Genomic DNA, 22515 nt, shown 5'->3' on the forward strand with positions numbered 1-22515 from the left:
GCCATGCGCATCACCATCATCGGCGCTGGTGTCGCGGGGCTGACCTGCGCCACCGAATTTTCCGAGCAGGGCTTCGACGTCACCATCGTCGCGCGGAGCGAGCACATCGGCGACGACAGCTGTTCCTGGTATGCGGGCGGCATGCTGGCGCCCTGGTGCGAAGGCGAAAGCGCCGAGGAGCCAGTGGTGCGGCTCGGCCAGGAGGCCATCGGCTGGTGGGACCGCCATGTCGATTGCGTCGAGCGGCAGGGTACGCTCGTCCTGTCACATACGCGCGATGCGGCCGAGCTCAGGCGCTTTTCCCGCCGCACCAGTGCCCATGAAGCCGCCGACGCGGAGCGGATCGCAGCGCTCGAACCGGATCTGGCGGGCCGTTTCCGGCACGGTCTCTTTTTCCCCGGGGAAGGCCATCTCGATCCGCGCAAGGCGCTCGAGCAATTGGCCGAAACGCTTCGCCGCCGCGGCGTGCGGCTGCAACTCGGCACGGAGATGGACAAGGCAGCTATCCAGAGCGACCTCACCATCGATTGCCGTGGTCTTGCTGCAAAGGATGCGCTTCCCGATCTGCGTGGTGTCACGGGCGAGATGATTGTCATCCGCTCGAGCGAAGTGAACCTCCACCGCCCGGTGCGCTTGCTGCATCCGCGCATCCCGCTCTATATCGTGCCGCGCGGCAACGGCGCCTACATGGTGGGCGCGACGATGATAGAGAGCGACGCCAGCCGCCGCATCTCCGTGCGCTCAACGCTGGAACTGCTGGGCAGCGCCTTCGCGCTCGATCCGGCCTTCGCCGAAGCGGAAATCCTGGAAACCGGCGTCGATGCCCGCCCGGCATTTCCCGACAATCTGCCGCGCATCCGCAGGCGCGGACAAACCCTCTATGTCAACGGGCTCTACCGCCACGGCTTCCTGCTTGCGCCAGCGATTGCCCGCATGGCCGTCGAGGCCGTGACCGATCCCACCAGCACACCGGAGATGATGGATGAAAATTATCCTGAACGGCAATCCGCATGAAACCGATGCGGCAACGCTCGACGCGGTTCTCGGCGAACTCGACCTTGCCGACGCCGTGGTCGCCACCGCCGTCAACGGTGCTTTCGTGAGCGCCGCCGAACGTGGGGAAACCGCGCTCCGCGACGGCGATCAGGTGGAAATCCTCGCACCTATGCAGGGAGGCTGACATGCTGGAGTTTTACGGCACATCTGTTTCAAGCAGGCTTCTGCTCGGCACCGCGCAATATCCCTCCCCCGCCACCCTATCGGAGGCAGTGCGCGCCTCCGGCACGGCGATCGTCACCGTGTCGTTGCGGCGCGAATCCGGGCGCGAGCGTGGGGGCCAGGATTTCTGGGCGCTGATCAAGGGTCTTGGGCTTCGTGTCCTGCCCAATACCGCCGGCTGTCATTCGGTGCGCGAGGCGGTTACAACCGCCCATATGGCGCGCGAAGTGTTTGGCACGCCGTGGATCAAGCTGGAAGTAATCGGCGAGCAGGACACGCTGCAGCCCGACCCGTTCGGGCTGGTGGAAGCTGCCCGCATCCTCTGCGACGAAGGTTTCGAGGTCTTCCCCTATATGACGGAGGATCTGGTGGTTGCCGAACGGCTGGTCGAGGCCGGCTGCAAGGTGCTGATGCCATGGGGGGCGCCCATCGGCTCGGGCCGCGGGCTCAACAATGCCTATGGCCTGAGGACGCTCCGCGCGCATTTTCCTGATATTCCACTGGTCATCGATGCGGGTATCGGCCTGCCTTCGCATGCGGCGGAAGCGATGGAGCTCGGCTATGATGCGGTGCTGCTCAATACGGCAATAGCCAAGGCCGGCGATCCGGTGATGATGGCGCAGGCCTTCGCCAAGGCGGTGGAAGCCGGGCGGCTCGCCTATGAGGCCGATCCCATCGAGGCGCGTGACATGGCCGCCCCGTCGACACCCCTCATGGGAAAGGCATTCCTCTGATGGCGCTCGATCCGTTCTATCCGATCTTCGACTCCTCCGTCTGGCTGGAAAGGCTTCTGCCACTCGGCATCAGGCTGGTGCAGCTTCGCATCAAGGACAGTGACGAGCAGCCGTTGCGCGCTGAAATCCGCCGCGCCCGCGAACTCTGCGCACGCCATCAATGCCAGCTTATCGTCAATGATCACTGGCGGCTCGCCATCGAGGAAGGCTGCGACTTCGTCCATCTCGGTCAGGAGGATCTGGACGAGGCCGATCTTGCAGCCATCCGCCAAGCGGGTTTGAAGCTCGGCGTTTCGAGCCACGACGAGGCGGAACTCGACCGCGCGCTGGCAGTCAGGCCGGATTATATCGCGCTCGGGCCTGTCTACCCGACCATCCTCAAGAAGATGAAATGGGAACAGCAAGGGCTGGAGCGACTGACGACATGGAAGGCGCGGATCGGTGACATTCCGCTCGTCGCGATCGGCGGGATGAATGTGGAGCGCGCGCCCGGCGCCTTCGCCGCAGGCGCTGACATCGTTTCCGTCGTGACCGACATCACGCTCAACGCCGATCCGGAAGCGCGAGTCAAGGAATGGATCGCCGCGACACGGGAATATCTGCGATGAACCGATATGCGCGTCAGGAAATCCTTCCCGAATTCGGCGAGCAAGGTCAGGCAAAGCTGCGCCAGGCGCATGTGCTCGTCGTCGGCGCGGGCGGTCTCGGCTGCCCGGCGCTGCAATATCTGGCCGGCGCCGGCGTTGGCCGGATCACGCTGGTCGATCCAGACAGCGTCGACCGCAGCAATCTGCATCGCCAGCCGCTTTATGGGGAAACGAGCCTAGGCCGGCCGAAGGCTGAGGCCGCTCGCGACGCCTTGCGCGATCTCAATCCGGAAACGGCGGTCACACCCGTCGTCGCCGCGCTCGATCCGGCCAATGCGGAAAGGCTGGTCGGGCAAGCCGATATCGCGATGGACTGCGCCGACAGCTTTGCCGCGAGCTATATCATGTCGGATATCTGCCATGCGCTGGGCAAGCCCCTGATATCGGCTTCAGCGCTCGGCCTTGCGGGTTATGTCGGCGGTTTTTGCGGCGGTGCGCCGTCGCTGCGGGCGGTTTTCCCGGATCTGCCGAAGACGCTCGCCACCTGCGCGACCGCCGGGGTGCTCGGCCCCGTGGTCGGCACGCTGGGCGCGTTGCAGGCGCAGATGGCGCTTGGCGTCCTGCTCGGCTTCGAGCCCTCGCCACTCGGCAACATGATCTCCGTCGATCTCAAGCGCTTTTCATTCCGCGGCTTCCGCTTCGACAACGCGCCGGAGCCGGAGCGGATCCCCTTCCCTTTCATCGCGCCGGCCGGGCTCAGGGATGACGACCTGCTGGTCGAGCTGCGCGGGATCGACGAGGCGCCGCAACCGCTGCGCACGGGCGCTATGCGCGCCATGGTCGATGATTTCCAGGCCGCCAGCATCGTTCCACCAGAAGGTCGCCGGGTGGTGATGTGCTGCCGCAGCGGGCTGCGCGCGTGGCGCGCGGCAACCGCCCTGCAACGCTACTGGAAGGGCGAAATCGTCCTGATCGCGGCCGGCGATCCCAATTGACTGCTTTTTCCAACCGGAGGAGATACCTCGTGAAGTTCCCACATTTCCTGCTAGCGCTTCTGGCGGCCTTGCCGCTGGCGGCTACACCGGCGCTTGCCGCCGACAAGCTTTCGCTCATTCTCGACTGGTATGTGAACCCGGACCACGGGCCTATCATCATCGCCAAAGAGAAGGGCTTCTTTCGCAACGAGGGGCTCGACGTGGACATCATCGCCCCCGCCGATCCTTCCGCCCCGCCCAAGCTCGTCGCGGCGGGACAGGCCGATCTCGCCGTCTCCTACCAGCAGCAGATCCATCTCCAGGCACATGAGGGCCTGCCCCTGCTGCGGGTCGGAACGCTGGTCGGCTCACCGCTCAACTGCCTGCTCACCCTTGCCGACGGCCCAGTGAAATCGATCGCCGATCTCAAGGGCAAGAAAGTCGGCTTTTCGGTCAGTGGCGTCGAGGAATCGGTTCTCCAGACCATTCTCGCCAAGCACGGCCTGAAAATGAGCGATGTGGAGCTCATCAACGTCAACTGGTCGATGGCCCCGTCGCTGATGTCGAAGCAGGTCGATGCCGTCATCGGCGCCTATCGCAATGTCGAATTGAACCAGATGGCGGTCGAGGGCGTGAAGGGCCGCTGCTTCTTCGTCGAGGAGGAAGGCGTGCCGCCCTATGACGAGCTGATCTATGTCGCCAATTCGAAGACCATGGACAAGGCCAAGATCTCGCGCTTTCTCGCCGCCACCGAAAAGGCGACGCAATATATCCTGAACCATCCGCAGGAGAGCTTCGAGCTTTATGCCTCGACGGCCAAGGAGCTGCAGGACGAACTCAACAGGCGCGCATGGTTCGACACGCTGCCGCGCTTCGCGCTCAGGCCCGCGGCCCTCGATATCGGGCGCTACCGGCGCTACGAGGCTTTCCTGAAGGAGCATGGTCTCGTGCCGTCCATCCTGCCCGTCGACAAGATCGCGATCGATGTTAATGCGGAGGAGCCTGCCCAATGAACATGATATCTGTGAGAACCGATTTCTCGTCGCCCATTTTCGCCGCATGGCGCGATGCGGCAGGGGACGACTGGACAGCCTATATCGATCATGAATTCGTCAGAAGCCTCGGCGACGGCTCCCTGCCACGCGCCTCTTTCATCCATTATCTCGTGCAGGATTATGTCTATTTGCGCCACTTCGCCCGCGCCTGGGCGCTTGCCGTGGTCAAGGCCAACAGCCGCGAGGAAATGCGTATCGCGGCCGCGACCGTCGATGCGCTGGTCAACCATGAACTGCCGCTGCATGTCGGCATCTGTGCGGAGGCGGGCATATCGGAAGACGAACTTTTCGAGGCGGAAGAAGCGCCCGAGAACCTGGCCTATACGCGCTTCGTGCTCGATGCCGGCCATTCCGGCGATTTCCTCGACCTGATGGCGGTGCTCGCTCCCTGCGTGATGGGCTATGGCGAGATCGGCACACGGCTTGCCGCCACGGCGGCCGATACGCCCTATCGCCAGTGGATCGATACCTATGCCGGCCAGAAATATCAGGATGTCTGCCACAAAGTGGGCAGGCTCATCGAGCAGGCGGCGCGGGACCGGCTCGGCTCCTCGCCGCAGGAAACCGAGCGCTGGCGGCATCTCTGCAAGCAGTTCCGCACCGCGACGAAACTCGAGGCCGCCTTCTGGCAGATGGGGCTGCGCGGACATGCGTGAAGCACCGCCCGGACTGCAGCTGCGCGGCGACTTCCACCATGCCGGGCAGCCGCTTTTCCGGGATATCAGTCTCGGCATAGAGGCCGGCAAGTGGACCTGCCTTGTTGGCCCCTCCGGCGTCGGCAAATCGACGCTCCTGCGGCTGATCGCCGATCTCGATACCGGCGGGGAATTTTCAGGCACGGTTACGGCGGGCGACGAAAGGCCGGTCGTGCCGCGCGTCGCCTATATGGCGCAGACGGATCTGCTCGCGCCCTGGCTCGATGTCTACGAGAATGTCGTCCTCGGCGTCCGGCTGCGCGGCGAGGCTCCTGACCGGACACGGGCCGAGCGGCTTATCGCCCGCGTCGGCCTTGAGCCGCACCGGCACAAGCGCCCGGCAAGCCTTTCCGGCGGCATGCGGCAGCGCGCGGCGCTCGCCCGCATGCTGATGGAGGACCGTCCGGTCGCGCTGCTCGACGAGCCATTCGCCGCGCTCGACGCCCGCACCCGCAGCGAAATGCAGGAGCTTGCCCATGAAACGCTCCGGGGGCGCACCGTCGTGCTGGTGACGCATGATCCGGCGGAAGCGGTGCGGCTCGCCGACCATATCATCATCGTCAGCGCCGCCGGGCTCAGCCGCTATGAGGGGCTGGCGGGCGATGCGATCCGCGCAGCGGAGGCGACGGAAACGCTTGCCATGCAATCGGGCCTCCTGCGCATTCTCCGGGAGTTGCCGCAATGAAGCGCCGCGTCATCGACGGGCTCCTTTCCGCATGCGCCGCGCTGTCGCTCTGGCAGATCGTCGTCTGGCTGACCGGCGTTCCATCGTTCATCCTGCCCGGTCCGGTTGGCGTTTTGCGCTCGCTGATCGACAACCACGCGCTCATCGCGGAAAATGCCGGCACGACTATTGTCGAGGTGCTGCTCGGCCTCGTTCTCGGCGCGGCCATCGGCGGCGCGACGGCGCTGCACCTGATGATTTCGCCCATGGCGCGCCGGCTTCTCCTGCCGCTGATGGTGTTCAGCCAGGCGATCCCCATCTTCGCGCTGGCGCCGATCCTGACGCTATGGCTCGGCTACGGCATGATATCCAAGATCGCGGTAACGGTGCTGATGATCTTCTTCCCCGTGGTCTCCACCTTCTATGACGGCTTGCGGCGCACCGATCCCGGGCTGCTCGATCTCGCCCGAACCATGGGGGCGACGCCGATGAGCACGCTTCTGCGGCTGCGCCTGCCGGCCGCCCTGCCCGCCTTCGGGTCGGGGCTCAGGCTTGCCGCCGTCTATGCGCCGATCGGCGCCGTCATCGGCGAATGGGTCGGTGCGTCGAAAGGGCTCGGCTATCTCATGCTTCTCGCCAATGGCCGGGGCAAGGTGGACCTGATGTTCGCGGCCCTCTTCGTGCTGGCCGCATTCACCGTCCTCCTGCACGCGTCCACTTCAATGGCCGCGCGGCGGATGGCCAGTTGGGCGAAGGAGACGGATGGGAGCGGGATATGAAAAGGGCCCGGAAAACCGGACCCTCGAATTGTCGCATCGCAATCGTGAAGCTCAGGCCTGCGTGTAGGCCGTCTTGACGACGGTGTAGAACTCGGCGGCGTATTTGCCCTGTTCCTTCGGGCCGTAGGACGAACCCTTGCGACCGCCGAACGGAACGTGGAAATCGACGCCGGCGGTCGGCAAATTGACCATCACCATGCCGGCTTCCGCATTGCGCTTGAAATGCGTGGCATGCTTCAGGCTCGTCGTGGCGATGCCCGAGGACAGGCCGAACGGCGTGTCGTTGGCCACGGCGAGCGCTTCCTCGTAATCCTTGACGCGGATGACGGACGCCACCGGGCCGAAGATCTCCTCGCGGCTGATGCGCATGGCGTTGGTCGCCTCGGTAAAGAGCGCGGGCTGCAGGTAGAAGCCGGGCGTCTCGCGGTTAAGCCGTTCGCCGCCGAAGGCGAGCTTCGCGCCCTCGCTCCTTCCGATCTCGATATAGTCCATGTCCTGCTTGAGCTGCGTCTCATCGACCACCGGGCCGATATGCGTGCCTGGCTTGAGCGCATTGTCGACAACGAGGCTTTTCAGCCGCTCTGTCATGGCGTCGACGAACTTGTCGTGGATGCCCTCAGTGACGATGAGGCGCGAGGACGCAGTGCAGCGTTGACCGGTGGAGAAGAATGACGAATTGACCGCGGATTCGACGGCGACGGAAAGATCGGCGTCGTCCAGTACGACGAAGGGGTTCTTGCCGCCCATCTCGAGCTGGAATTTGCGGCCATGCTCGACGGAGGCTGTCGCCACCCGCTTGCCGGTCCCCACCGAACCGGTGAAGGTGATGGCATCGATATCGGGGCTGTCGAGCATCGCCTGGCCGACTACCGAGCCCTTGCCCATGACGAGGTTCAACACGCCCTTGGGCAGGCCGGCGCGATGCAGGATATCGACGATCGCCCAGGAGCAGCCGGGGACCAGTTCCGCCGGCTTGAACACGATTGTGTTGCCATAGCAGAGCGCCGGCGCGATCTTCCAGGCGGGGATGGCGATCGGGAAATTCCACGGCGTAATGATGCCGACGACGCCAACCGGCTCGCGGGTGATCTCGACACCAATGCCCGGGCGCACGGAGGGGATGATTTCGCCTGCAAGGCGCAGCGCCTCGCCAGCGAAGAAATCGAAGATCTGGCCGGCGCGGATGGTCTCGCCTATGCCTTCAGCAAGGGTTTTGCCTTCCTCACGCGACAGAAGCCTGCCTAGCTCTTCCTTGCGCGCCATGATCTCATCGGCCGTCTTGCGCAGGATGGCGTGGCGCTCCAGGATGCCTGAACGCGACCACCCGGGGAAAGCTGCCTTGGCGGCTGCGATAGCGGACTTCGCTTCGCTCAGGTCGGCCCGGGCATATTCGCCGACGACATCATTGGTATCGGACGGGCTGATGTTGGGCACACCGCTCTCACCGATCCATTCTCCGCCAATCAGGTTCTTGTGAAGTGTCATATCCCTGTCCTTCCGTTCACGGCCGGTTGCGTTTGCCCCTCGCAAATTGCTGCTGTTTTCTACGCGCTGACAGGCATGCTTTCAAGGTTGCACATCGCATTGCAGCCTTATGGGCGCAGGAAGAAAATGGACGGGAACTGAATTGGTGCCGGCCGAGAAGGAAACTGCGGCAGCCGCTGCTACTCCGGTGCGGAGGAGGAACCGGCTGGGCCTGTCTGCATCGAGACGGCAGGCGCGCCATCCGGGCTTTGAGCCGCCAGCCATTCGCCGACGATGCGCACATCCTCCTCGCCGAGGAGATGGCCCGTGGCGACGGTGCGGGAATCGACCCGCGCACCGCTTGAACGCAGAAGAGCCGACAAAGCAGGCGCATAGGGCGAATAGATTTCGTCCTCAGCGCCGGCGACCGTCAGCACATTGGTCTTCGACAGGTTTGCGGCGGGCGTTTCGTCGAGCACGGGCATCGGGCGCATCAGGACCGCGCGCTTGACCATGTCGGGGTGCAGCAGCATTGTCGCAGCAAGAAGATTGGCGCCGTTGGAATAGCCGACAAAGGTGGCGCGGCTCAGATCCAGACCGTGACTATCGGCCAGCTTCGTCAGGAAAACGACGAAGGCATCAGCTTCGGCGCGAACATCCTTCTGGTCGAATTTCACGGGTGTGATGCTGCGGTACCAGCGGGTACGGCCTTCCTGCAGCACACGCCCCCGCACGCCCAGCAGCACGGCATTCGGCCATATTTTCGAAGCGAGCGGGACGAGGCTCGTCTCGTCACCGCCGGAACCGTGCAGGAGAACCACCGTCTTGCCCGTCGGATTCTCGGGGCGATAAAAGCGATAAAGGAACTGAGGGTTGCGAATGATCTTCTGGGCCGCCGTCGGCTCATCCGGCTCGCTCTTCTTTCTCATCGTCACACCCTCGCCGAGCCTGACGCCGGCAGGCCCCTTCTTCAAGCCGGAATTGCCGGAAGCCTCGCTGACGGCCGCATGAGCCGATGCGGGGAGCGACGAATCGGACGCGGCCGCAGGCAAGGCGAGAAACATCACAGACAGCCATACTGTGGCAGACAATACGCCGGGAATATAATTCTTCACCATGGGCATATCCTGACATTCAGAGGTTAATCAAGCTTTGAGGTCTTCATGTCCGGCCACATTCAGGAGCCAAACTCAGGCCTTCCCGGCTATTGCGAGCTTTTACCAAGGGAATTTTCTTCGGAACATTCCGCCGCACGCGCCACTCATATCACACAATAATACTTAATGTAACACATCGTGCACATCCAGCATTGATGCGTTCCCGGGTACATTTCAAAACCGGCTGATGCATGTTTGCCACAAGAGGGATATGCTCGGATTTACGTCCAGACACGGGTTCACAGTTGCGTGAACGTGAAACTCTTTGACTAAGCCAATCCGTTCCTGCGCAGAACCGCTGTTATAATAGGGCGAATTGGAGAAAATCATGGCCTACCGCACCCCACCTGTTCAGTCCTCCGAGATTACGTCGAGGAGCGTATATCTGCGTCGCCGCGAGTTCATGGCCGGTGCGGTCGCGGCCGGATTGATCGGTGCTTGGCAAACCGCCGCGCAGGCGGAAGTGCTGAAGGCGAAGCGAGGTCCCTATGCCACGGATGAGGAACTGACCCCGCTCAAAGACGTGAGCACTTACAATAATTTTTATGAATTTGGTACCGACAAGGCCGATCCGGCCGCCAATTCTGGTAATTTCAAGCCAAAACCCTGGCGGGTAAAAGTGGACGGTCTTGTCTCGAAGCCGGCTGAATTCGACATCGAGGATCTCATCGCGACCATGCCGCTCGAAGAGCGTATCTACCGGATGCGCTGCGTCGAGGCGTGGTCGATGGTCATCCCGTGGACCGGCTTCCAGCTTTCCGAACTTCTGAAAAAGGTCGAGCCGCTTTCCTCGGCAAAATATGTGGCCTTTGAGACCGTGATGCGGCCGGAGGAGATGCCGGGACAACAGGGCGTGTTCCAGGCACTGGACTGGCCCTATGTAGAAGGCTTGCGCCTCGATGAGGCGATGCACCCGCTCACCATCCTTGCCGTCGGGCTTTATGGCGAAACGCTGCCCAACCAGAACGGGGCGCCGATCCGGCTGGTCGTGCCCTGGAAATACGGTTTCAAAGGCATCAAGTCGATCGTGCGCATCAGCCTCGTCGACAAACAGCCGCCGACCTCGTGGAACCTGCAGAACGCGCAGGAATACGGCTTCTATGCCAATGTCAATCCGGAGGTTGATCATCCGCGCTGGAGCCAGGCGACGGAACGGCGGATCGGCGAGGACGGATTTTTCGGTTCCGGACGGCGCAAGACGCTGCCCTTCAACGGTTATGGAGAAGAGGTCGCGTCGCTCTATACCGGCATGGATCTGAAGGCGAACTACTGAGATGAACGTGACTGAGATGGCCCGGCGCACCAAACGGCGCAGCGATGCGCCGATATGGATGCTTTATGGTGCGGGGCTGCTGCCAGCGCTATGGGGCTTCTATCTTGGCAGCATTGGCGAGCTTGGCGCGGACCCGGTCAAGGAATTCGAGCATCGCCTCGGGCTCTGGGCCCTACGCTTCCTGATCCTGACGCTGATGGTTTCGCCGCTGCGCGAGATCTTCTCGATCAATCTCATCCGCTACCGCAGGGCGCTCGGGCTGCTCGCCTTCTATTATGTCGCCATGCATTTCAGCGTCTACATGATCCTCGACCAGGCGCTCGACCTCAACGCCGTCATCGCCGACATCATCAAACGGCCGTTCATCACCATCGGAATGGCGAGTCTCGTCATTTTGATCCCGCTTGCGGTCACGTCCAATGCCTGGTCCATCCGGCGCTTGGGACGCAACTGGGTGAGGCTGCACCGCCTGATCTATGTGGCCGCGGCCGGTGGCGCGATCCATTTCATCCTGTCGGTGAAAAGCTGGCCGGCGGAACCTGTTATCTATGCCGCGATCGTAGCGATCCTGCTCGCATGGAGGATCGCGCGCCCGTTCTTTCTCAAACGGCGTCGATCGACACGAACCAGCGCTACGCGTCAACCGCGCAGCGCTTGATAACCAATCTTAGTTCTCGACCGGTCTTATTTCTCGAAATGAATGCTGAAGCCCTGTCCGACCGCTTCGCGGCCGATCACTTCAGCCAGTCCCGAATCCGACATGCCGCAGTGCGGGAATTTCTTCCGCAAGCGCATTCGTATCTCTGATGTCGATACGACATTCTGTCCGGGGCTTATCGTCTTGAGGCAATCCTTGACCTCATTGACTATCGCTTTCGAGGCATGCGTATGAACCATAGCGGTCATTGGCGTCATCCTCCTGATAGCGAAATATTCGCATCTTTTGAGCTAAGAGTCCAATAGTGTAATTGCAATCTACAACGCCGTGCGTCCCATTGGACGCATAAATGAAGCTGTAAATTATCGAATCCGCGCACCGTTTTTTCGAAAATCAGTTCGGTTTCCGACCGATGCGCTGGAGGAGCCCGCCGGCTCTTCAAGACGGATACTACCGGGGAAACATGACAACCGTATTCATTTCGGCGCTGAAATTTGTCGCCCGCCTGTTTTTCTTCATCCTGCTCGCCTGCTGCCTTCTCTGGGGCGGCTTCGCCCTTTGGTATCAATTGCCGATCGGCGGGAACGGGCGCATCGCCGCACTCATCGTCTGGGGTGCATTTTCGCTGTTCGTGCTGGTGGCGGAATTCACGACGAAACGGCGGATGTCGCGATTTGCGGCTGCCGTGGCGATCATCGCACTGTTCGGCTGGTGGTCGACGGTCAAGCCATCGCTGACGCGTGCCTGGGCGCCGGACGTGGAACACACCGTGACAGCGACGATGGACGGCAATCGTGCAACGCTTCACAATGTACGGCATTTCGACTGGCGCACGACCACCGATTTCACGCCGCGTTGGGAGACCGACACCTACGATCTCGATACGATCGAAACAGTCGATCTATTCCTGTCCTACTGGGGCAGCCCGGCGATTGCCCACACACTTGTCAGTTTCGGCTTTGCAGATGGGCGGCATGTTGTCTTCTCGGCTGAAATCCGCAAAACGATCAACGAGGAGTTTTCGGAGATCGGCGGCTTCTTCAAGGAATTCGAACTGGCGATGATCGCCGCCGATGAAAGCGATATCATTCGCCTGCGCACCAATATACGCGGGGAGCACGTCTACCGCTATCCGATCAGGATCGATGCTGCCCCACGCAAGCAGCTTTTCATGCTCTATCTCGACACCGCCAACAGGCTGGCGAAAAAGGCGGAGTTCTACAATACCGTCACCACCAATTGCACGACGGTCGTGTTCGACATGGCGCGCACGATCAACCCCGGATTTCCCCTGGATTACCGTGTTCTCCTATCGGGCTATCTGCCGGGATATCTCTATCACGAAGGGCTCATCGAAAACGATGAGCCGCTTGCCGACGTGGAGCGGCAAGCGGCCATCGGCGGCCGGGCGGCCGGCGGCGCTGCCGGTTATTCCGCCCGCATCCGTGACGAGTGAACCGATCAATCAAGCGCGGCGGTGATGATGATCTCGACCTTGTAGGCCAGGGTCGCCAGCTTCGCTTCGCCGGTGGCGCGGGCGGGCGTGTTGGCCGGATCGACCCATGCATCCCAGACCGCATTCATCTCGGCAAAATTGGCCATGTCGTCGAGCCAGATGATTGCCTGGAGCAGTTTCGACTTGCTGCTGCCTACATCCTGCAGAAGCTTGTCGATCGAAGCCAGGATGGCCTTCGTCTGGGCGGCAACGCTTTCGCCCGGAGCGCCGACCTGTCCGGCGAGATAAACGGTGTTGCCGTGAATCACGGCTTGGCTCATACGCGGGCCCGGTTCGATGCGGCGGATGGTCATAACTAACTCCTCTTTCCGTGATTTCGGAGCACCGGGCGTCCGCCTGGACGCGCAAAGGTCGCTCCAACCCTTTAAAATGCTGCATGATTATGCAGCAGCCCGATCGGATCGACCGGCGGCTTCTTGATAGCCCGACGCATTCATAGCCAGAGTCGGGGCGATGACAATGGCCGTGCCGAAATTTGGGCGGATGTATCCACCGGAAGCGGGGGTAAATTGCCCCGTCAGAACTGCGCCGACTCTCTATTAAATCGCCGTTATATAGCCGTTCAGCGCGGTTTCCGACGCATCGGAATTGACTTATCGGGAGGTTGCATCTATAAGCCGCCCCACGTTCGGACCTTGTCGGCCAGACGGCAGTTTACGTTGCCGGAAAGCCAGCCGAGCCAGCTCCTGTTCAAAAGCAGAATCAAGAAGGGCCGCACGCCGCGGTATTAAAAAAATGAAGCGCACCTATCAGCCGTCCAAGCTTGTTCGCAAGCGTCGTCACGGTTTCCGCTCCCGCATGGCGACGCCAGGCGGACGCAAAGTCATCGCAGCACGCCGCGCTCGCGGTCGCAAGCGGCTTTCCGCTTAAGCTGGCTCCGCGCGACCAGCGCGGTGACAAACACGATGAACGATCAAAAAACACTCCGCCTTCGCAAGAGAGCGGAGTTTTTGACTGTTAGGAGCGGAGAAAAACGGCGCGGGCCGTTCTTCCTGCTCGAAATGAAGACGCGCGAACCGGCGGAATCCGCTGCTGCCAAAGCCGGCAACAAGCCGCGCGTCGGCATCACCGTGACCAAGAAGAACGGTAACGCGGTCATCCGCAACCGTATCCGCAGACGCCTGCGGGAAGCGGTGCGCACCAAAGCCGCAGGTGACATGGCTGATGGGACCGACTATGTGATCGTTGCACGCCGTGACGCGCTGAGCGCACCGTTTGCCGAACTTGTCAGGGAACTCGCCAAGCGGGTTTCCAAAAAAGCTGAACAAAAACGTTGATCCGGTCTGACCGGACCTGGGACCGTCAATGGAAAACAACCGTAATTTCTTCATCACCATTGCCCTGTCCATTCTGATCCTGACGCTCTGGCAGGTGTTCTATATGAACCCCAAGGTCGAGGCGCAAAAGGAACAGGCTCGGATCGAGGCACTCCGCCAGGAGAAAAGCCAGCAACAGGCGCAAGCTCCAACCGGGCAGGCCACGGGCCAGTCCCCAGCCGCGCCAGCGGCAGGGGGTCACGCCGAGAACATTCCTGGCACTCCGGGACAAGCCGGCATCCCCGGCCAGACGGCGGACAGCGCAGCCAACGGCACGTTGACCCGCGAAGCGGCGGTCGCGCAGTCCGGCCGCGTCAAGATCGACACGCCGAGCCTGCGGGGCTCGATCAATCTGACGGGCGCCCGTCTCGACGATCTCTACCTCAAGGATTATCACGAGACGGTCGACGACAGCTCGCCCAGCATCGAATTGCTGGCGCCGTCGCAGCTCAAGCAAGGCTATTTCGTCGAACTCGGCTTTACCGGCAATGACCAGACCGGAACGGTGCCCGGCCCCACCACGGTGTGGAAGGTAGAGGGCAACGATACGCTGACGCCTTCCACGCCGGTGACGCTCACCTATACCAACGAAAAGGGCCTCACCTTCAAGCGCGTCATCTCAGTCGACAACGACTATATGTTTACGGTCGATGACACGGTGACCAACACCACGGGAACGCCCATCTCGCTTGCCTCCTATGGGCGCGTGACGCGCTTTTCGCCGCCGGAACATCCCAGCGCGACCTATGTCCTGCATGAAGGCCTGATCGGCGTCGTCGGCGATGATGGCCTGCAGGAGATCAAATATTCCAAGATCGAAGAAGAGAAGGACGTCTCGCCGCCTAAATCGAAGGGTGGCTGGCTCGGCATCACCGACAAATATTGGGCGGCAGCGCTGATTCCCCCGCAGAACGAGACCTATCAGGCCCGCTTCTCCTACTTCACCGACAATCGCAGCCGCTTCCAGACCGATTTCCTCGCCGATCCCGTGACGATCCAGCCTGGTCAATCGACGAAGATCGAGAACCATATCTTCGCCGGCGCCAAGGAAGTGGCCAAGATCAAGACCTATGAGAAGGATCTCGGCATCCGCCAGTTCGAGCTTCTGATCGACTGGGGCTGGTTCTATTTCATCACCAAGCCGATGTTCTACCTCATCGACTGGCTCTATAAATTCTCCGGCAATTTCGGCGTAGCGATCCTGCTCGTCACCGTCATCCTGAAGGCGGTTTTCTTCCCGCTCGCCAACAAATCCTACGCATCGATGGCGCGGATGAAGATGGTGCAGCCGAAGATGTTGGAAATCCGCGAGAAATATGCTGATGACAAGGTCAAGCAGCAGCAGGCGATGATGGAGCTCTACAAGACCGAGAAGATCAACCCGCTCGCGGGCTGCTGGCCGGTGCTCGTGCAGATCCCGGTGTTCTTCGCGCTCTACAAGGTGCTCTATGTCACCATCGAGATGCGCCATGCGCCGTTCTTCGGCTGGATCCACGATCTGGCCGCGCCGGACCCCACGTCGCTGTTCAACCTCTTCGGACTGCTGCCATATGCGGTGCCGCCGTTCCTGATGATCGGCGTATGGCCGATCATCATGGGCATCACCATGTTCCTGCAGATGCGCATGAACCCGACGCCGCCCGACCCGACCCAGGCAATGATCTTCACCTGGATGCCGATCATCTTCACCTTCATGCTGGCGACATTCCCGGCCGGGCTCGTCATCTACTGGGCCTGGAACAACACGCTGTCGATCACCCAGCAGGCGATCATCATGAAGCGGCAGGGTGCCAAGGTCGAGCTTTGGGACAATCTGAGAGATCTCTTCAAGTCGAAGACCAAACCGGCGGAATAGGCCAGTTCATCCGATCTGAAAGCCCCCGCTACGGCGGGGGCTTTTTTTATGCGCGCAAGCAGGTTAAAAGACCGCTTTGAAACGGGAGAACTCCAATGCGCAAGTAAGCCGGTCCGAAACGTCATATCCGATGACGACAGACCGCTTTCCTCATTCGAAAGCCGCTTTAAAACTTGCCGGAGCCCCTTCATGCCCGCCCCAGATCCCGATACCATCCACCCGCTGCCCGGCCATACGCGCTGCGCCTTCATCAAGAACATCGTGACGCGGCCAACAATCGTCGCAGGCGATTACAGCTATTACGACGATCCTGACGGACCGGAGCGTTTCGAGGAGCATTGCGTCCTCTATCACTATGACTTCATCGGCGACCGCCTCGTCATCGGCCGGTTTTGCGCGATCGCTGCCAACGCCAAATTCATCATGAACGGCGCCAATCATCCCATGGATGGATTCTCCACCTTTCCGTTCGGGATTTTCGGAGGCGAATGGCAGGACCGGTTCGATATGGAAAAATTCGGAAGGGCCTTCCGTGGCGATACAGTCGTCGGACACGATGTCTGGATCGGGATGGAAGCCACCATCATGCCCGGCGTCACGATCGGCGACGGCGCGGTTGTTGCGACCCGCTCGGTGGTCTCGCGCGACGTACCGCCCTATGCCATCGTCGCCGGAAATCCGGCCCGTGTGGTGAAGATGCGCTTCGACGAAGCGACCATTTTGCGTCTTCTCGACATCGCCTGGTGGAATTGGCCAGTTGACAAGATAACCCGGAATATCGATGCCATCGGCGGAGCCGACATAACAGGACTGGAACAGGCGACGTGAGCGAAGCAGACGACAAACAGGCCGAACTGATCGAAGCGGGGCGGATGCTTTTCGCCAAAGGCTGGGTTTTCATCCGTGGCGTGCCGGAGATGAAATTCCTGCCGCCCGAGGGGCCGCACGAAATCGCATTCGCGGGCCGCTCGAATGTCGGCAAGTCGTCGCTCATCAATGCGCTTGTCGGGCAGAAGGCATTGGCGCGGACCTCGAATACGCCGGGCCGCACGCAGGAGCTCAACTATTTCGTGCCGGAAGGTTATTCCGGCGAGGGGCGCGATCTGCCGCCGCTGGCGCTGGTCGATATGCCCGGCTACGGCTTCGCCGAAGCGCCGAAGGCGCAGGTCGATGCATGGACGAGACTCGTCTTCGATTATTTGCGCGGGCGCACCACCTTGAAGCGCGTCTATGTGCTCATCGACGCGCGCCACGGCATCAAGAAGAACGATGCGGAGGTGCTGAACCTTCTCGACAAGGCCGCCGTCTCCTACCAGATCGTGCTGACCAAGATCGACAAGATCAAGGCCGCCGGCGTACCACGCCTGATGGAGGAAACGGCGAAGGCAATCGCCAAGCGGGCGGCAGCCTTCCCCGTGATTTTGGCGACATCGTCGGAAAAAGGCGTAGGCCTCGATGAGTTGCGCGCGGCGATCGTACTCCTGACGCGGGAGTGAGGACGGCGAGTGCCGCTCTAAATCGTTCGCACCACGCCTGAGGCCATGACCGGACCGGTCGCCTTGCCGGTCGGCGAGCCACCCATCGGCTCGGCGGTGATAGCGAGGCGGACGCCGTCGCGCATCCTGGCGGCCATGGCGGGCTTTACGGGCATTTCGGTCGGACCATTCCGCTTCATCAACCCAAGCGAAACCGGCGCGCCATTATCGGCGATCAGCCAGATCTCCATCGAACGGTCGGTGGGCATTTCGCCTTCCATCATCTTCAGCCGCAGCATGTCGGTCCTGGGATCGAAGACGACCATCGTCTTGAACGGAGCGCCAGCGCTTTCCAACGACGCCACCATTTGGCCGGAGGATTGCGGCGAGAGGGGGATGAATTCTCGCCCGATAGCGATCGCGGCAAGAAGTAGCGAGGCGGCGGCCAGTCCACGCCAGAAGCCGAGGCTCGACCAGAGCGACGGTATCGCGGTCCCTTGCGCCTCGCCGAACAAGCACTGGTCGATGCCCGATTTCAGGGCGGACGGAGGCTCCACAGGCTGATAATCGTCGGAAAGGCGATCAAAATGCGCCTGCCAACGCGCCACATGCACGGCAAACGCCTTTTCGGTCTCGATGCGTCGGCCTGCAGCCACGCGTTCGCGATGCTCCAGGACGCCGAGCACATACTCGGCTGCGACGAGATCGTCGCCTTCCGGCATATCCTGCTGTTGTTGCGTTTCCCTGGTCATCTCTGCAGGCACTCTCTCAGCTTGACGAGGCTGCGGCGCAGCCATGTGCGCATGGTGTTGAGCGGCACGCCATGCCGCTTCGCCAGTTCCTCGTAACTTTCTCCATTCATATAGGCACCGAGCACCGCATCCGCCCGCGGCGGATCGAGCTCCTGAAGGCAGCGCTCGATCTGGCGGGCCTCGCTTGCTGCCAGCGCGTTGCGCTCCGGCCCTGGCGACGGTTCGGCGATCTCGCCGGCAGCATCGAGCGTACCCGTTGGCTTACGGGCGCGCAGCAGGTCGATCGCATGGTTCCTGGCTATCGCCACCAACCATGAAATGGGGCTTGAATCCGTGACTGCGAAGCGGTCGGCCCTGTTCCATATCTTCACATAGACATTCTGAAGCGCATCCTCCGCCTCACTGCGATTCTTCAAGACACGCAGGCAGACGCCAAAAAGTTTCGCGCTGGTGGCGCGATAAAGCGCGTCGAAAGCTGCCCGGTCGCGCATGGCCACGCGGGAAATCAGCTTGGACAGGTCTTCCGGCATCCTTTCCAGAATTTTTTCTCCTCCTGGACCTTCGCGAAACGATAGCGTGCATCAAGCGGAGTACAACCACAATCGCGTAGCGAGACTGCCGGATTCTGAAATAATTGCAAATGCCCGGCCCTGCCTTCAAACAGATGTTTCCCCCGGCGGCAACATGCGCTATGAGACCGCCCAGCTTTAGCCGCATGATCTTATCCCAAAAGTCTGCAACTTTTCGGGATCAAGCTCTGATACCGCCCTCTTGTCCGCGGAGCCCGCACACCCATGACCAACGCTTCAGAAACTGCGGAAATCCAGGCGCAGCTCCTTTCCGCCGCGCTGCCTTTCATGCAGCGCTACGAGAACAAGACGGTTGTGGTGAAATATGGCGGCCATGCCATGGGAAATCCGGAACTGGGCAAAGCCTTTGCCCGGGATATCGCGCTCCTGAAGCAGTCCGGCATCAATCCGATCGTCGTACATGGCGGCGGACCGCAGATCGCGGCGATGCTCGCCAAGCTCGGTATCGAATCCCGTTTCGAGGGTGGCTTGCGCGTCACCGACGAAAAGACGGTGGAAGTGGTTGAGATGGTGCTCGCCGGCTCGATCAACAAGGAGATCGTCGCGCTCATCAATGCCGAGGGCGAATGGGCGATCGGTCTCTGCGGCAAGGACGGCAACATGGTGTTTGCCGAAAAGGCCAAGAAAACGGTCGTCGATCCGGATTCCAATATCGAGAAGGTGCTTGACCTCGGCTTCGTCGGAGAACCGGTTGAAATCGACCGCACGCTGCTCGACCTGCTGGCTCGCTCCGAGATGATCCCTGTCATCGCGCCGGTTGCACCGGGACGCGATGGCCACACCTACAATATCAACGCCGACACCTTCGCCGGTGCGATTGCCGGGGCGCTTGCCGCCTCGCGCCTGCTGTTCCTGACCGACGTGCCCGGTGTGCTCGACAAGAACAAGGAATTGATCAAGGAACTCTCCGTCGCCGATGCGCAGGCGCTGATCCGCGATGGCACGATTTCCGGCGGCATGATCCCCAAGGTGGAAACCTGCATCGACGCCATCAAGCGGGGCGTTGAAGGCGTGGTCATCCTCAATGGCAAGACCCCTCATTCGGTGCTCCTCGAACTGTTCACCGAACATGGCGCGGGCACGCTGATCGTTCCGTAGGTTTGCGCGACGGAATAAAGTCTCCGCGCTCAACGCCACATCAGGAGCAGCAGGATGCCTGTCACGATCAGCAGGCAGCCGGCGACCTCCATGCGGTTGATGCGCTCGCGGAAGAAGAACACTGACGCGATGAAGGTGAAGACCAGTTCGATCTGGCCAAGCCCTCGCACATAGGCGACCGGCTGCAGCGTCATCGCCGTGAACCAGCAGGCGGAGCCGAGAACGCCGGCGAGCCCGACCAGCGACGACGAGCGCCATGAACGGATGACGCGGCCGATCTCCGCCGGGTCCTTGGCCGCCATCCAGACCAGCATAAAACCCGTCTGGAAAACCGTGACGAAGGCAAGCGTCACCGCCGCCTGCATGAGCGGATGCGGACTTTGCAGGGCAAGGGAAGCGGTGCGGTAGGCGACGGCGGAAATGCCGAAGATCGCGCCCGACGCGATACCGATCAGTGCCGTCCGACTGACGAGCGCCGCGCCCAGATTGCGCCAGGAAAGCGGCACCCGCGCCACGGAAATCATCATCACGCCCGCGATGCCGACGATGATCGCAGCCACGGCGCCCGCCGTGATCCGCTCGCCGAGGATAATCAATCCGAACACGGCCGCCTGGACCGGCTCGGTCTTGGAATAGGCGGTGCCGACTGCGAAATTGCGCAGCGAGAAGAGATAAACCAGCAGGATCGTCGCGAAGATTTGCGCCAATCCGCCGATCACCGACCAGATCAGAAAAGTCCGGTTGAAGGACGGGAAGGCGTAGCCCGCGAAATGATGCAGCGCGAAGGCATAGACGAGCGCCACAGGAAAGCCGTAACCGAAGCGCACGAAACTCGCGCCGGTCGTGCTCAGTGAGGTGCGCAGGTGCTTCTGCAGGGCGGAGCGCAGATTTTGCAGAAAAGCCGCCGCGATGGTGACGGGAATCCAGAGTTCCATAGGTTACAGTCGAATTTGGAGGGAAAGCCGCCACCTTTTGCACCCCAACGCCAGCGAAGGCAAGAGCGGTCCAAGCCCTCGGTCACGGCTGGCATTTCCCGCGATTCATGGCATAAGGATATCATGACCAATACGCCCCAACCCCAAGCATTCGCCCATATCACCGACTGGGTTTTCGATCTCGACAATACGCTCTATCCGCACGCCTCGAACCTGTTCTCACAGATCGACGTGAAGATGACGAGCTATGTCTCGCAGCTTCTGCAATTGCCGCGCGAGGAGGCGCGCAAGGTGCAGAAGCAGTTCTATCTGGAATATGGCACGACGCTGAAAGGGCTGATGCAGCGTCATGAAATCGACACCGACGATTTCCTGGAGAAGGTGCACGACATCGATTATTCCTGGCTGGCGCCTGACCCGGCGCTGGGCGCCGCGATCAAGCAGCTTCCTGGCCGCAAGTTTATTTTCACCAACGGCAATCGCGGCCACGCCGAACGCTCGGCGCGGCAATTGGGCATCCTCGATCATTTCGACGACATTTTCGATATCGTCGCGGCGGATCTGACGCCCAAGCCGGCGCGCGAAACCTATGACAAATTCGTCGGCCTGCATCGTGTCGATAGCCGCAATGCAGTGATGTTCGAAGACCTTGCGCGTAATCTCGTCGTACCGAAGGCGCTCGGCATGAAAACCGTGCTGATCGTGCCGAAGAATTTCGAGCCGACCTTCTCGGAAATCTGGGAAAGCGACCCGGAATATACCGACCAGGTGGACTACGTCACCGACAACCTGGCAGAATTCCTGGAAAGCATCCTGCACGTAAAGGCCGCATAACTGCAGAGTTCACATCGGTTGGATCAAAGCGCGTAAAATGCCTTGATCTTGTCCCATGCCTCTTCGGCGGTATCGACGAAGGTGAGCAGTTCCACATCGGCGGGCGAGACGGTACCCTGCTCCGCCAGATATTCGATATTGATCGCTTTCGACCAGAATTCCTTGCCGAACATCAGGAGCGGCACGCGCTCCATGCGGCCGGTCTGGATCAGCGTCATCGTCTCGAAAAGCTCGTCCATGGTGCCAAAGCCACCGGGGAACACGGCGAAAGCCTTGGCGCGCATCAGGAAATGCATCTTGCGGATGGCGAAATAGTGAAAGTTGAAGCACAGATCGGGCGTCACATATTTGTTCGGCGCCTGCTCGTGCGGCAGGACGATGTTGAGGCCGATGGAAGGCGCGCCGACATCGGTCGCGCCGCGGTTGCCCGCTTCCATGACGCCGGGGCCGCCGCCGGTGACGACGACATATTCGCGGTAATAGGTAGTGGCGGAATATTGCGAGCATAGCCGCGCAAATTCACGCGCTTCTTCGTAATAACGCGAATTGGCTTCGAGGTTCTTCCTCTGCGTCTCGTTCTTGGCGGCCCACGCCTCGCCGCCCGGCTCCGGGATGCGGGCGCCGCCGAAGAGCACAACCGTCGATTTGATGCCGCGATCCTCGAAAATCATTTCCGGCTTCAGGAGCTCGAGCTGGAGCCGCACCGGGCGCAACTCCCGGCGAGTGAGAAAATCCTGGTCCGCATAGGCAAGCTTGTAGGCTGGCGCGCGCGTCTGCGGCGTATCCGGCACCGTCTCGGCATGCCTGGCGTCTTCGCCCGAATGCGTGAATGGCGTCCAGCCGTTCTTTTCCATCGGATTCATGCTTTTTCTTTCTCCATTGCCAT

At 61.3% G+C, this 22515-nt stretch carries 27 protein-coding genes; 19 read left to right on the forward strand and 8 right to left on the reverse strand.

Annotated features, from left to right (window positions below; genetic code table 11):
• The first annotated feature begins 3 nt into the window (after window positions 1-3).
• The 9 genes from thiO to DUT91_RS04735 are packed head-to-tail and all read left to right on the forward strand — an operon-like array spanning window position 4 to window position 6706.
• Window positions 4-1014, forward strand: a complete 1011-nt coding sequence (gene thiO, locus DUT91_RS04695) for a glycine oxidase ThiO (protein ID WP_114439216.1) — start codon at window positions 4-6, stop codon at window positions 1012-1014.
• Window positions 983-1180: a sulfur carrier protein ThiS gene (gene thiS / locus DUT91_RS04700; protein WP_114439217.1), complete on the forward strand. Its 198-nt coding sequence runs from the start codon at window positions 983-985 to the stop codon at window positions 1178-1180. Before thiO ends, thiS begins: the two co-directional genes overlap by 32 nt.
• 1 nt (window position 1181) lies before the next feature.
• Window positions 1182-1952, forward strand: a complete 771-nt coding sequence (locus DUT91_RS04705; RefSeq protein ID WP_114439218.1) for a thiazole synthase — start codon at window positions 1182-1184, stop codon at window positions 1950-1952.
• Window positions 1949-2560: a thiamine phosphate synthase gene (locus DUT91_RS04710; protein ID WP_200834913.1), complete on the forward strand. Its 612-nt coding sequence runs from the start codon at window positions 1949-1951 to the stop codon at window positions 2558-2560. Before DUT91_RS04705 ends, DUT91_RS04710 begins: the two co-directional genes overlap by 4 nt.
• Window positions 2557-3534 (forward strand): HesA/MoeB/ThiF family protein, encoded by a 978-nt coding sequence (locus tag DUT91_RS04715; protein ID WP_114439220.1) that lies wholly within the window; start codon window positions 2557-2559, stop codon window positions 3532-3534. Before DUT91_RS04710 ends, DUT91_RS04715 begins: the two co-directional genes overlap by 4 nt.
• 47 nt (window positions 3535-3581) lie before the next feature.
• Window positions 3582-4526, forward strand: coding sequence for an ABC transporter substrate-binding protein (locus tag DUT91_RS04720; RefSeq protein ID WP_114439636.1), 945 nt, complete (start codon window positions 3582-3584; stop codon window positions 4524-4526).
• 2 nt (window positions 4527-4528) lie between these two features.
• Window positions 4529-5224, forward strand: a complete 696-nt coding sequence (gene tenA / locus DUT91_RS04725; protein ID WP_425373755.1) for a thiaminase II — start codon at window positions 4529-4531, stop codon at window positions 5222-5224.
• Window positions 5217-5948, forward strand: a complete 732-nt coding sequence (locus DUT91_RS04730) for an ABC transporter ATP-binding protein (protein ID WP_114439222.1) — start codon at window positions 5217-5219, stop codon at window positions 5946-5948. Before tenA ends, DUT91_RS04730 begins: the two co-directional genes overlap by 8 nt.
• The gene (locus DUT91_RS04735) at window positions 5945-6706 is read left to right on the forward strand and encodes an ABC transporter permease (RefSeq protein ID WP_114439223.1); all 762 of its coding nucleotides are present in this window, start codon (window positions 5945-5947) and stop codon (window positions 6704-6706) included. The genes DUT91_RS04730 and DUT91_RS04735 overlap by 4 nt, the downstream gene beginning before the upstream one ends.
• 51 nt (window positions 6707-6757) lie before the next feature.
• Here DUT91_RS04735 and DUT91_RS04740 read toward each other — a convergent pair whose 3' ends face one another.
• Together DUT91_RS04740 and DUT91_RS04745 are read right to left on the reverse strand one after the other, a co-directional pair.
• Window positions 6758-8191, reverse strand: coding sequence for an aldehyde dehydrogenase family protein (locus DUT91_RS04740; RefSeq protein ID WP_114439224.1), 1434 nt, complete (start codon window positions 8189-8191; stop codon window positions 6758-6760).
• Window positions 8192-8370: 179 nt separating this feature from the next.
• On the reverse strand, window positions 8371-9288 hold the full coding sequence (locus DUT91_RS04745; protein ID WP_245419553.1) for an alpha/beta hydrolase: 918 nt from the start codon (window positions 9286-9288) through the stop codon (window positions 8371-8373).
• A 367-nt stretch (window positions 9289-9655) separates the two neighbouring features.
• On the opposite strand from DUT91_RS04745, the gene msrP reads away from it, so the two are divergent.
• Together msrP and msrQ are read left to right on the forward strand one after the other, a co-directional pair.
• Window positions 9656-10600, forward strand: a complete 945-nt coding sequence (gene msrP / locus DUT91_RS04750) for a protein-methionine-sulfoxide reductase catalytic subunit MsrP (protein WP_114439225.1) — start codon at window positions 9656-9658, stop codon at window positions 10598-10600.
• A 1-nt stretch (window position 10601) separates the two neighbouring features.
• Complete coding sequence (gene msrQ, locus DUT91_RS04755) at window positions 10602-11258, forward strand: protein-methionine-sulfoxide reductase heme-binding subunit MsrQ (protein WP_425373747.1); 657 nt, start codon at window positions 10602-10604, stop codon at window positions 11256-11258.
• Between the two features lie 26 nt (window positions 11259-11284).
• Here the strand turns inward: msrQ and DUT91_RS04760 are convergent, their stop codons facing one another.
• Complete coding sequence (locus DUT91_RS04760; protein WP_114439226.1) at window positions 11285-11506, reverse strand: hypothetical protein; 222 nt, start codon at window positions 11504-11506, stop codon at window positions 11285-11287.
• Window positions 11507-11721: 215 nt separating this feature from the next.
• On the opposite strand from DUT91_RS04760, the gene DUT91_RS04765 reads away from it, so the two are divergent.
• Complete coding sequence (locus tag DUT91_RS04765) at window positions 11722-12714, forward strand: Lnb N-terminal periplasmic domain-containing protein (RefSeq protein ID WP_114439227.1); 993 nt, start codon at window positions 11722-11724, stop codon at window positions 12712-12714.
• 5 nt (window positions 12715-12719) lie between these two features.
• On the opposite strand, the gene DUT91_RS04770 is transcribed toward DUT91_RS04765, so the two are convergent.
• A complete protein-coding gene (locus tag DUT91_RS04770) occupies window positions 12720-13067 on the reverse strand; it encodes a RidA family protein (protein ID WP_114439228.1) in 348 nt (115 codons plus the stop codon).
• Between the two features lie 442 nt (window positions 13068-13509).
• Here DUT91_RS04770 and rpmH point away from each other — a divergent pair, with 442 nt between their 5' ends.
• From rpmH to yihA, 5 genes are all read left to right on the forward strand, one after another.
• On the forward strand, window positions 13510-13644 hold the full coding sequence (gene rpmH, locus DUT91_RS04775) for a 50S ribosomal protein L34 (protein WP_068880068.1): 135 nt from the start codon (window positions 13510-13512) through the stop codon (window positions 13642-13644).
• 35 nt (window positions 13645-13679) lie between these two features.
• Complete coding sequence (gene rnpA / locus DUT91_RS04780) at window positions 13680-14051, forward strand: ribonuclease P protein component (RefSeq protein ID WP_114439229.1); 372 nt, start codon at window positions 13680-13682, stop codon at window positions 14049-14051.
• 28 nt (window positions 14052-14079) lie between these two features.
• Window positions 14080-15945 carry a membrane protein insertase YidC gene (yidC, locus tag DUT91_RS04785; RefSeq protein ID WP_114439230.1) on the forward strand — a complete coding sequence of 622 codons (1866 nt, stop codon included), beginning with the start codon at window positions 14080-14082 and terminating at the stop codon, window positions 15943-15945.
• A 189-nt stretch (window positions 15946-16134) separates the two neighbouring features.
• On the forward strand, window positions 16135-16773 hold the full coding sequence (locus DUT91_RS04790; protein WP_114439231.1) for a CatB-related O-acetyltransferase: 639 nt from the start codon (window positions 16135-16137) through the stop codon (window positions 16771-16773).
• A gap of 44 nt (window positions 16774-16817) precedes the next feature.
• Window positions 16818-17441, forward strand: coding sequence for a ribosome biogenesis GTP-binding protein YihA/YsxC (gene yihA, locus DUT91_RS04795; protein WP_245419594.1), 624 nt, complete (start codon window positions 16818-16820; stop codon window positions 17439-17441).
• A gap of 17 nt (window positions 17442-17458) precedes the next feature.
• On the opposite strand, the gene DUT91_RS04800 is transcribed toward yihA, so the two are convergent.
• Window positions 17459-18172, reverse strand: a complete 714-nt coding sequence (locus DUT91_RS04800) for an anti-sigma factor (RefSeq protein ID WP_160113623.1) — start codon at window positions 18170-18172, stop codon at window positions 17459-17461.
• Window positions 18169-18702: a sigma-70 family RNA polymerase sigma factor gene (locus DUT91_RS04805; protein WP_114439234.1), complete on the reverse strand. Its 534-nt coding sequence runs from the start codon at window positions 18700-18702 to the stop codon at window positions 18169-18171. The genes DUT91_RS04800 and DUT91_RS04805 overlap by 4 nt, the downstream gene beginning before the upstream one ends.
• Before the next feature lie 264 nt (window positions 18703-18966).
• On the opposite strand from DUT91_RS04805, the gene argB reads away from it, so the two are divergent.
• Window positions 18967-19860: an acetylglutamate kinase gene (argB, locus tag DUT91_RS04810; protein ID WP_114439235.1), complete on the forward strand. Its 894-nt coding sequence runs from the start codon at window positions 18967-18969 to the stop codon at window positions 19858-19860.
• Between the two features lie 29 nt (window positions 19861-19889).
• On the opposite strand, the gene DUT91_RS04815 is transcribed toward argB, so the two are convergent.
• Window positions 19890-20795: a DMT family transporter gene (locus DUT91_RS04815; RefSeq protein WP_114439236.1), complete on the reverse strand. Its 906-nt coding sequence runs from the start codon at window positions 20793-20795 to the stop codon at window positions 19890-19892.
• A gap of 123 nt (window positions 20796-20918) precedes the next feature.
• On the opposite strand from DUT91_RS04815, the gene DUT91_RS04820 reads away from it, so the two are divergent.
• On the forward strand, window positions 20919-21629 hold the full coding sequence (locus DUT91_RS04820; RefSeq protein WP_114439237.1) for a pyrimidine 5'-nucleotidase: 711 nt from the start codon (window positions 20919-20921) through the stop codon (window positions 21627-21629).
• Between the two features lie 23 nt (window positions 21630-21652).
• Here DUT91_RS04820 and DUT91_RS04825 read toward each other — a convergent pair whose 3' ends face one another.
• Entirely contained in the window at window positions 21653-22492 is an 840-nt protein-coding gene (locus tag DUT91_RS04825) for an LOG family protein (RefSeq protein WP_200834901.1), read from the reverse strand.
• Between the last annotated feature and the right edge of the window lie 23 nt (window positions 22493-22515).

Origin of the sequence: Paramesorhizobium salinisoli (assembly GCF_003335045.1) — a bacterium.
GTDB classification, from domain to species: Bacteria; Pseudomonadota; Alphaproteobacteria; order Rhizobiales; family Rhizobiaceae; genus Paramesorhizobium; species Paramesorhizobium salinisoli.

Excerpts from the sequence above, each read along its gene's own strand:
- thiO (WP_114439216.1), top strand. The coding sequence starts at position 4 with ATGCGCATCACCATCATCGGCGCTGGTGTCGCGGGGCTGACCTGCGCC.
- thiS (WP_114439217.1), top strand. The coding sequence starts at position 983 with ATGAAAATTATCCTGAACGGCAATCCGCATGAAACCGATGCGGCAACG.
- DUT91_RS04705 (WP_114439218.1), top strand. The coding sequence starts at position 1,182 with ATGCTGGAGTTTTACGGCACATCTGTTTCAAGCAGGCTTCTGCTCGGC.
- DUT91_RS04715 (WP_114439220.1), top strand. The coding sequence starts at position 2,557 with ATGAACCGATATGCGCGTCAGGAAATCCTTCCCGAATTCGGCGAGCAA.
- tenA (WP_425373755.1), top strand. The coding sequence starts at position 4,529 with ATGATATCTGTGAGAACCGATTTCTCGTCGCCCATTTTCGCCGCATGG.
- DUT91_RS04730 (WP_114439222.1), top strand. The coding sequence starts at position 5,217 with ATGCGTGAAGCACCGCCCGGACTGCAGCTGCGCGGCGACTTCCACCAT.
- DUT91_RS04735 (WP_114439223.1), top strand. The coding sequence starts at position 5,945 with ATGAAGCGCCGCGTCATCGACGGGCTCCTTTCCGCATGCGCCGCGCTG.
- DUT91_RS04740 (WP_114439224.1), bottom strand. The coding sequence starts at position 8,191 with ATGACACTTCACAAGAACCTGATTGGCGGAGAATGGATCGGTGAGAGC.
- DUT91_RS04745 (WP_245419553.1), bottom strand. The coding sequence starts at position 9,288 with ATGGTGAAGAATTATATTCCCGGCGTATTGTCTGCCACAGTATGGCTG.
- msrP (WP_114439225.1), top strand. The coding sequence starts at position 9,656 with ATGGCCTACCGCACCCCACCTGTTCAGTCCTCCGAGATTACGTCGAGG.
- msrQ (WP_425373747.1), top strand. The coding sequence starts at position 10,602 with ATGAACGTGACTGAGATGGCCCGGCGCACCAAACGGCGCAGCGATGCG.
- DUT91_RS04760 (WP_114439226.1), bottom strand. The coding sequence starts at position 11,506 with ATGACCGCTATGGTTCATACGCATGCCTCGAAAGCGATAGTCAATGAG.
- DUT91_RS04765 (WP_114439227.1), top strand. The coding sequence starts at position 11,722 with ATGACAACCGTATTCATTTCGGCGCTGAAATTTGTCGCCCGCCTGTTT.
- DUT91_RS04770 (WP_114439228.1), bottom strand. The coding sequence starts at position 13,067 with ATGACCATCCGCCGCATCGAACCGGGCCCGCGTATGAGCCAAGCCGTG.
- rpmH (WP_068880068.1), top strand. The coding sequence starts at position 13,510 with ATGAAGCGCACCTATCAGCCGTCCAAGCTTGTTCGCAAGCGTCGTCAC.
- rnpA (WP_114439229.1), top strand. The coding sequence starts at position 13,680 with ATGAACGATCAAAAAACACTCCGCCTTCGCAAGAGAGCGGAGTTTTTG.
- yidC (WP_114439230.1), top strand. The coding sequence starts at position 14,080 with ATGGAAAACAACCGTAATTTCTTCATCACCATTGCCCTGTCCATTCTG.
- DUT91_RS04790 (WP_114439231.1), top strand. The coding sequence starts at position 16,135 with ATGCCCGCCCCAGATCCCGATACCATCCACCCGCTGCCCGGCCATACG.
- yihA (WP_245419594.1), top strand. The coding sequence starts at position 16,818 with ATGCTTTTCGCCAAAGGCTGGGTTTTCATCCGTGGCGTGCCGGAGATG.
- DUT91_RS04800 (WP_160113623.1), bottom strand. The coding sequence starts at position 18,172 with ATGACCAGGGAAACGCAACAACAGCAGGATATGCCGGAAGGCGACGAT.
- DUT91_RS04805 (WP_114439234.1), bottom strand. The coding sequence starts at position 18,702 with ATGCCGGAAGACCTGTCCAAGCTGATTTCCCGCGTGGCCATGCGCGAC.
- argB (WP_114439235.1), top strand. The coding sequence starts at position 18,967 with ATGACCAACGCTTCAGAAACTGCGGAAATCCAGGCGCAGCTCCTTTCC.
- DUT91_RS04815 (WP_114439236.1), bottom strand. The coding sequence starts at position 20,795 with ATGGAACTCTGGATTCCCGTCACCATCGCGGCGGCTTTTCTGCAAAAT.
- DUT91_RS04820 (WP_114439237.1), top strand. The coding sequence starts at position 20,919 with ATGACCAATACGCCCCAACCCCAAGCATTCGCCCATATCACCGACTGG.
- DUT91_RS04825 (WP_200834901.1), bottom strand. The coding sequence starts at position 22,492 with ATGAATCCGATGGAAAAGAACGGCTGGACGCCATTCACGCATTCGGGC.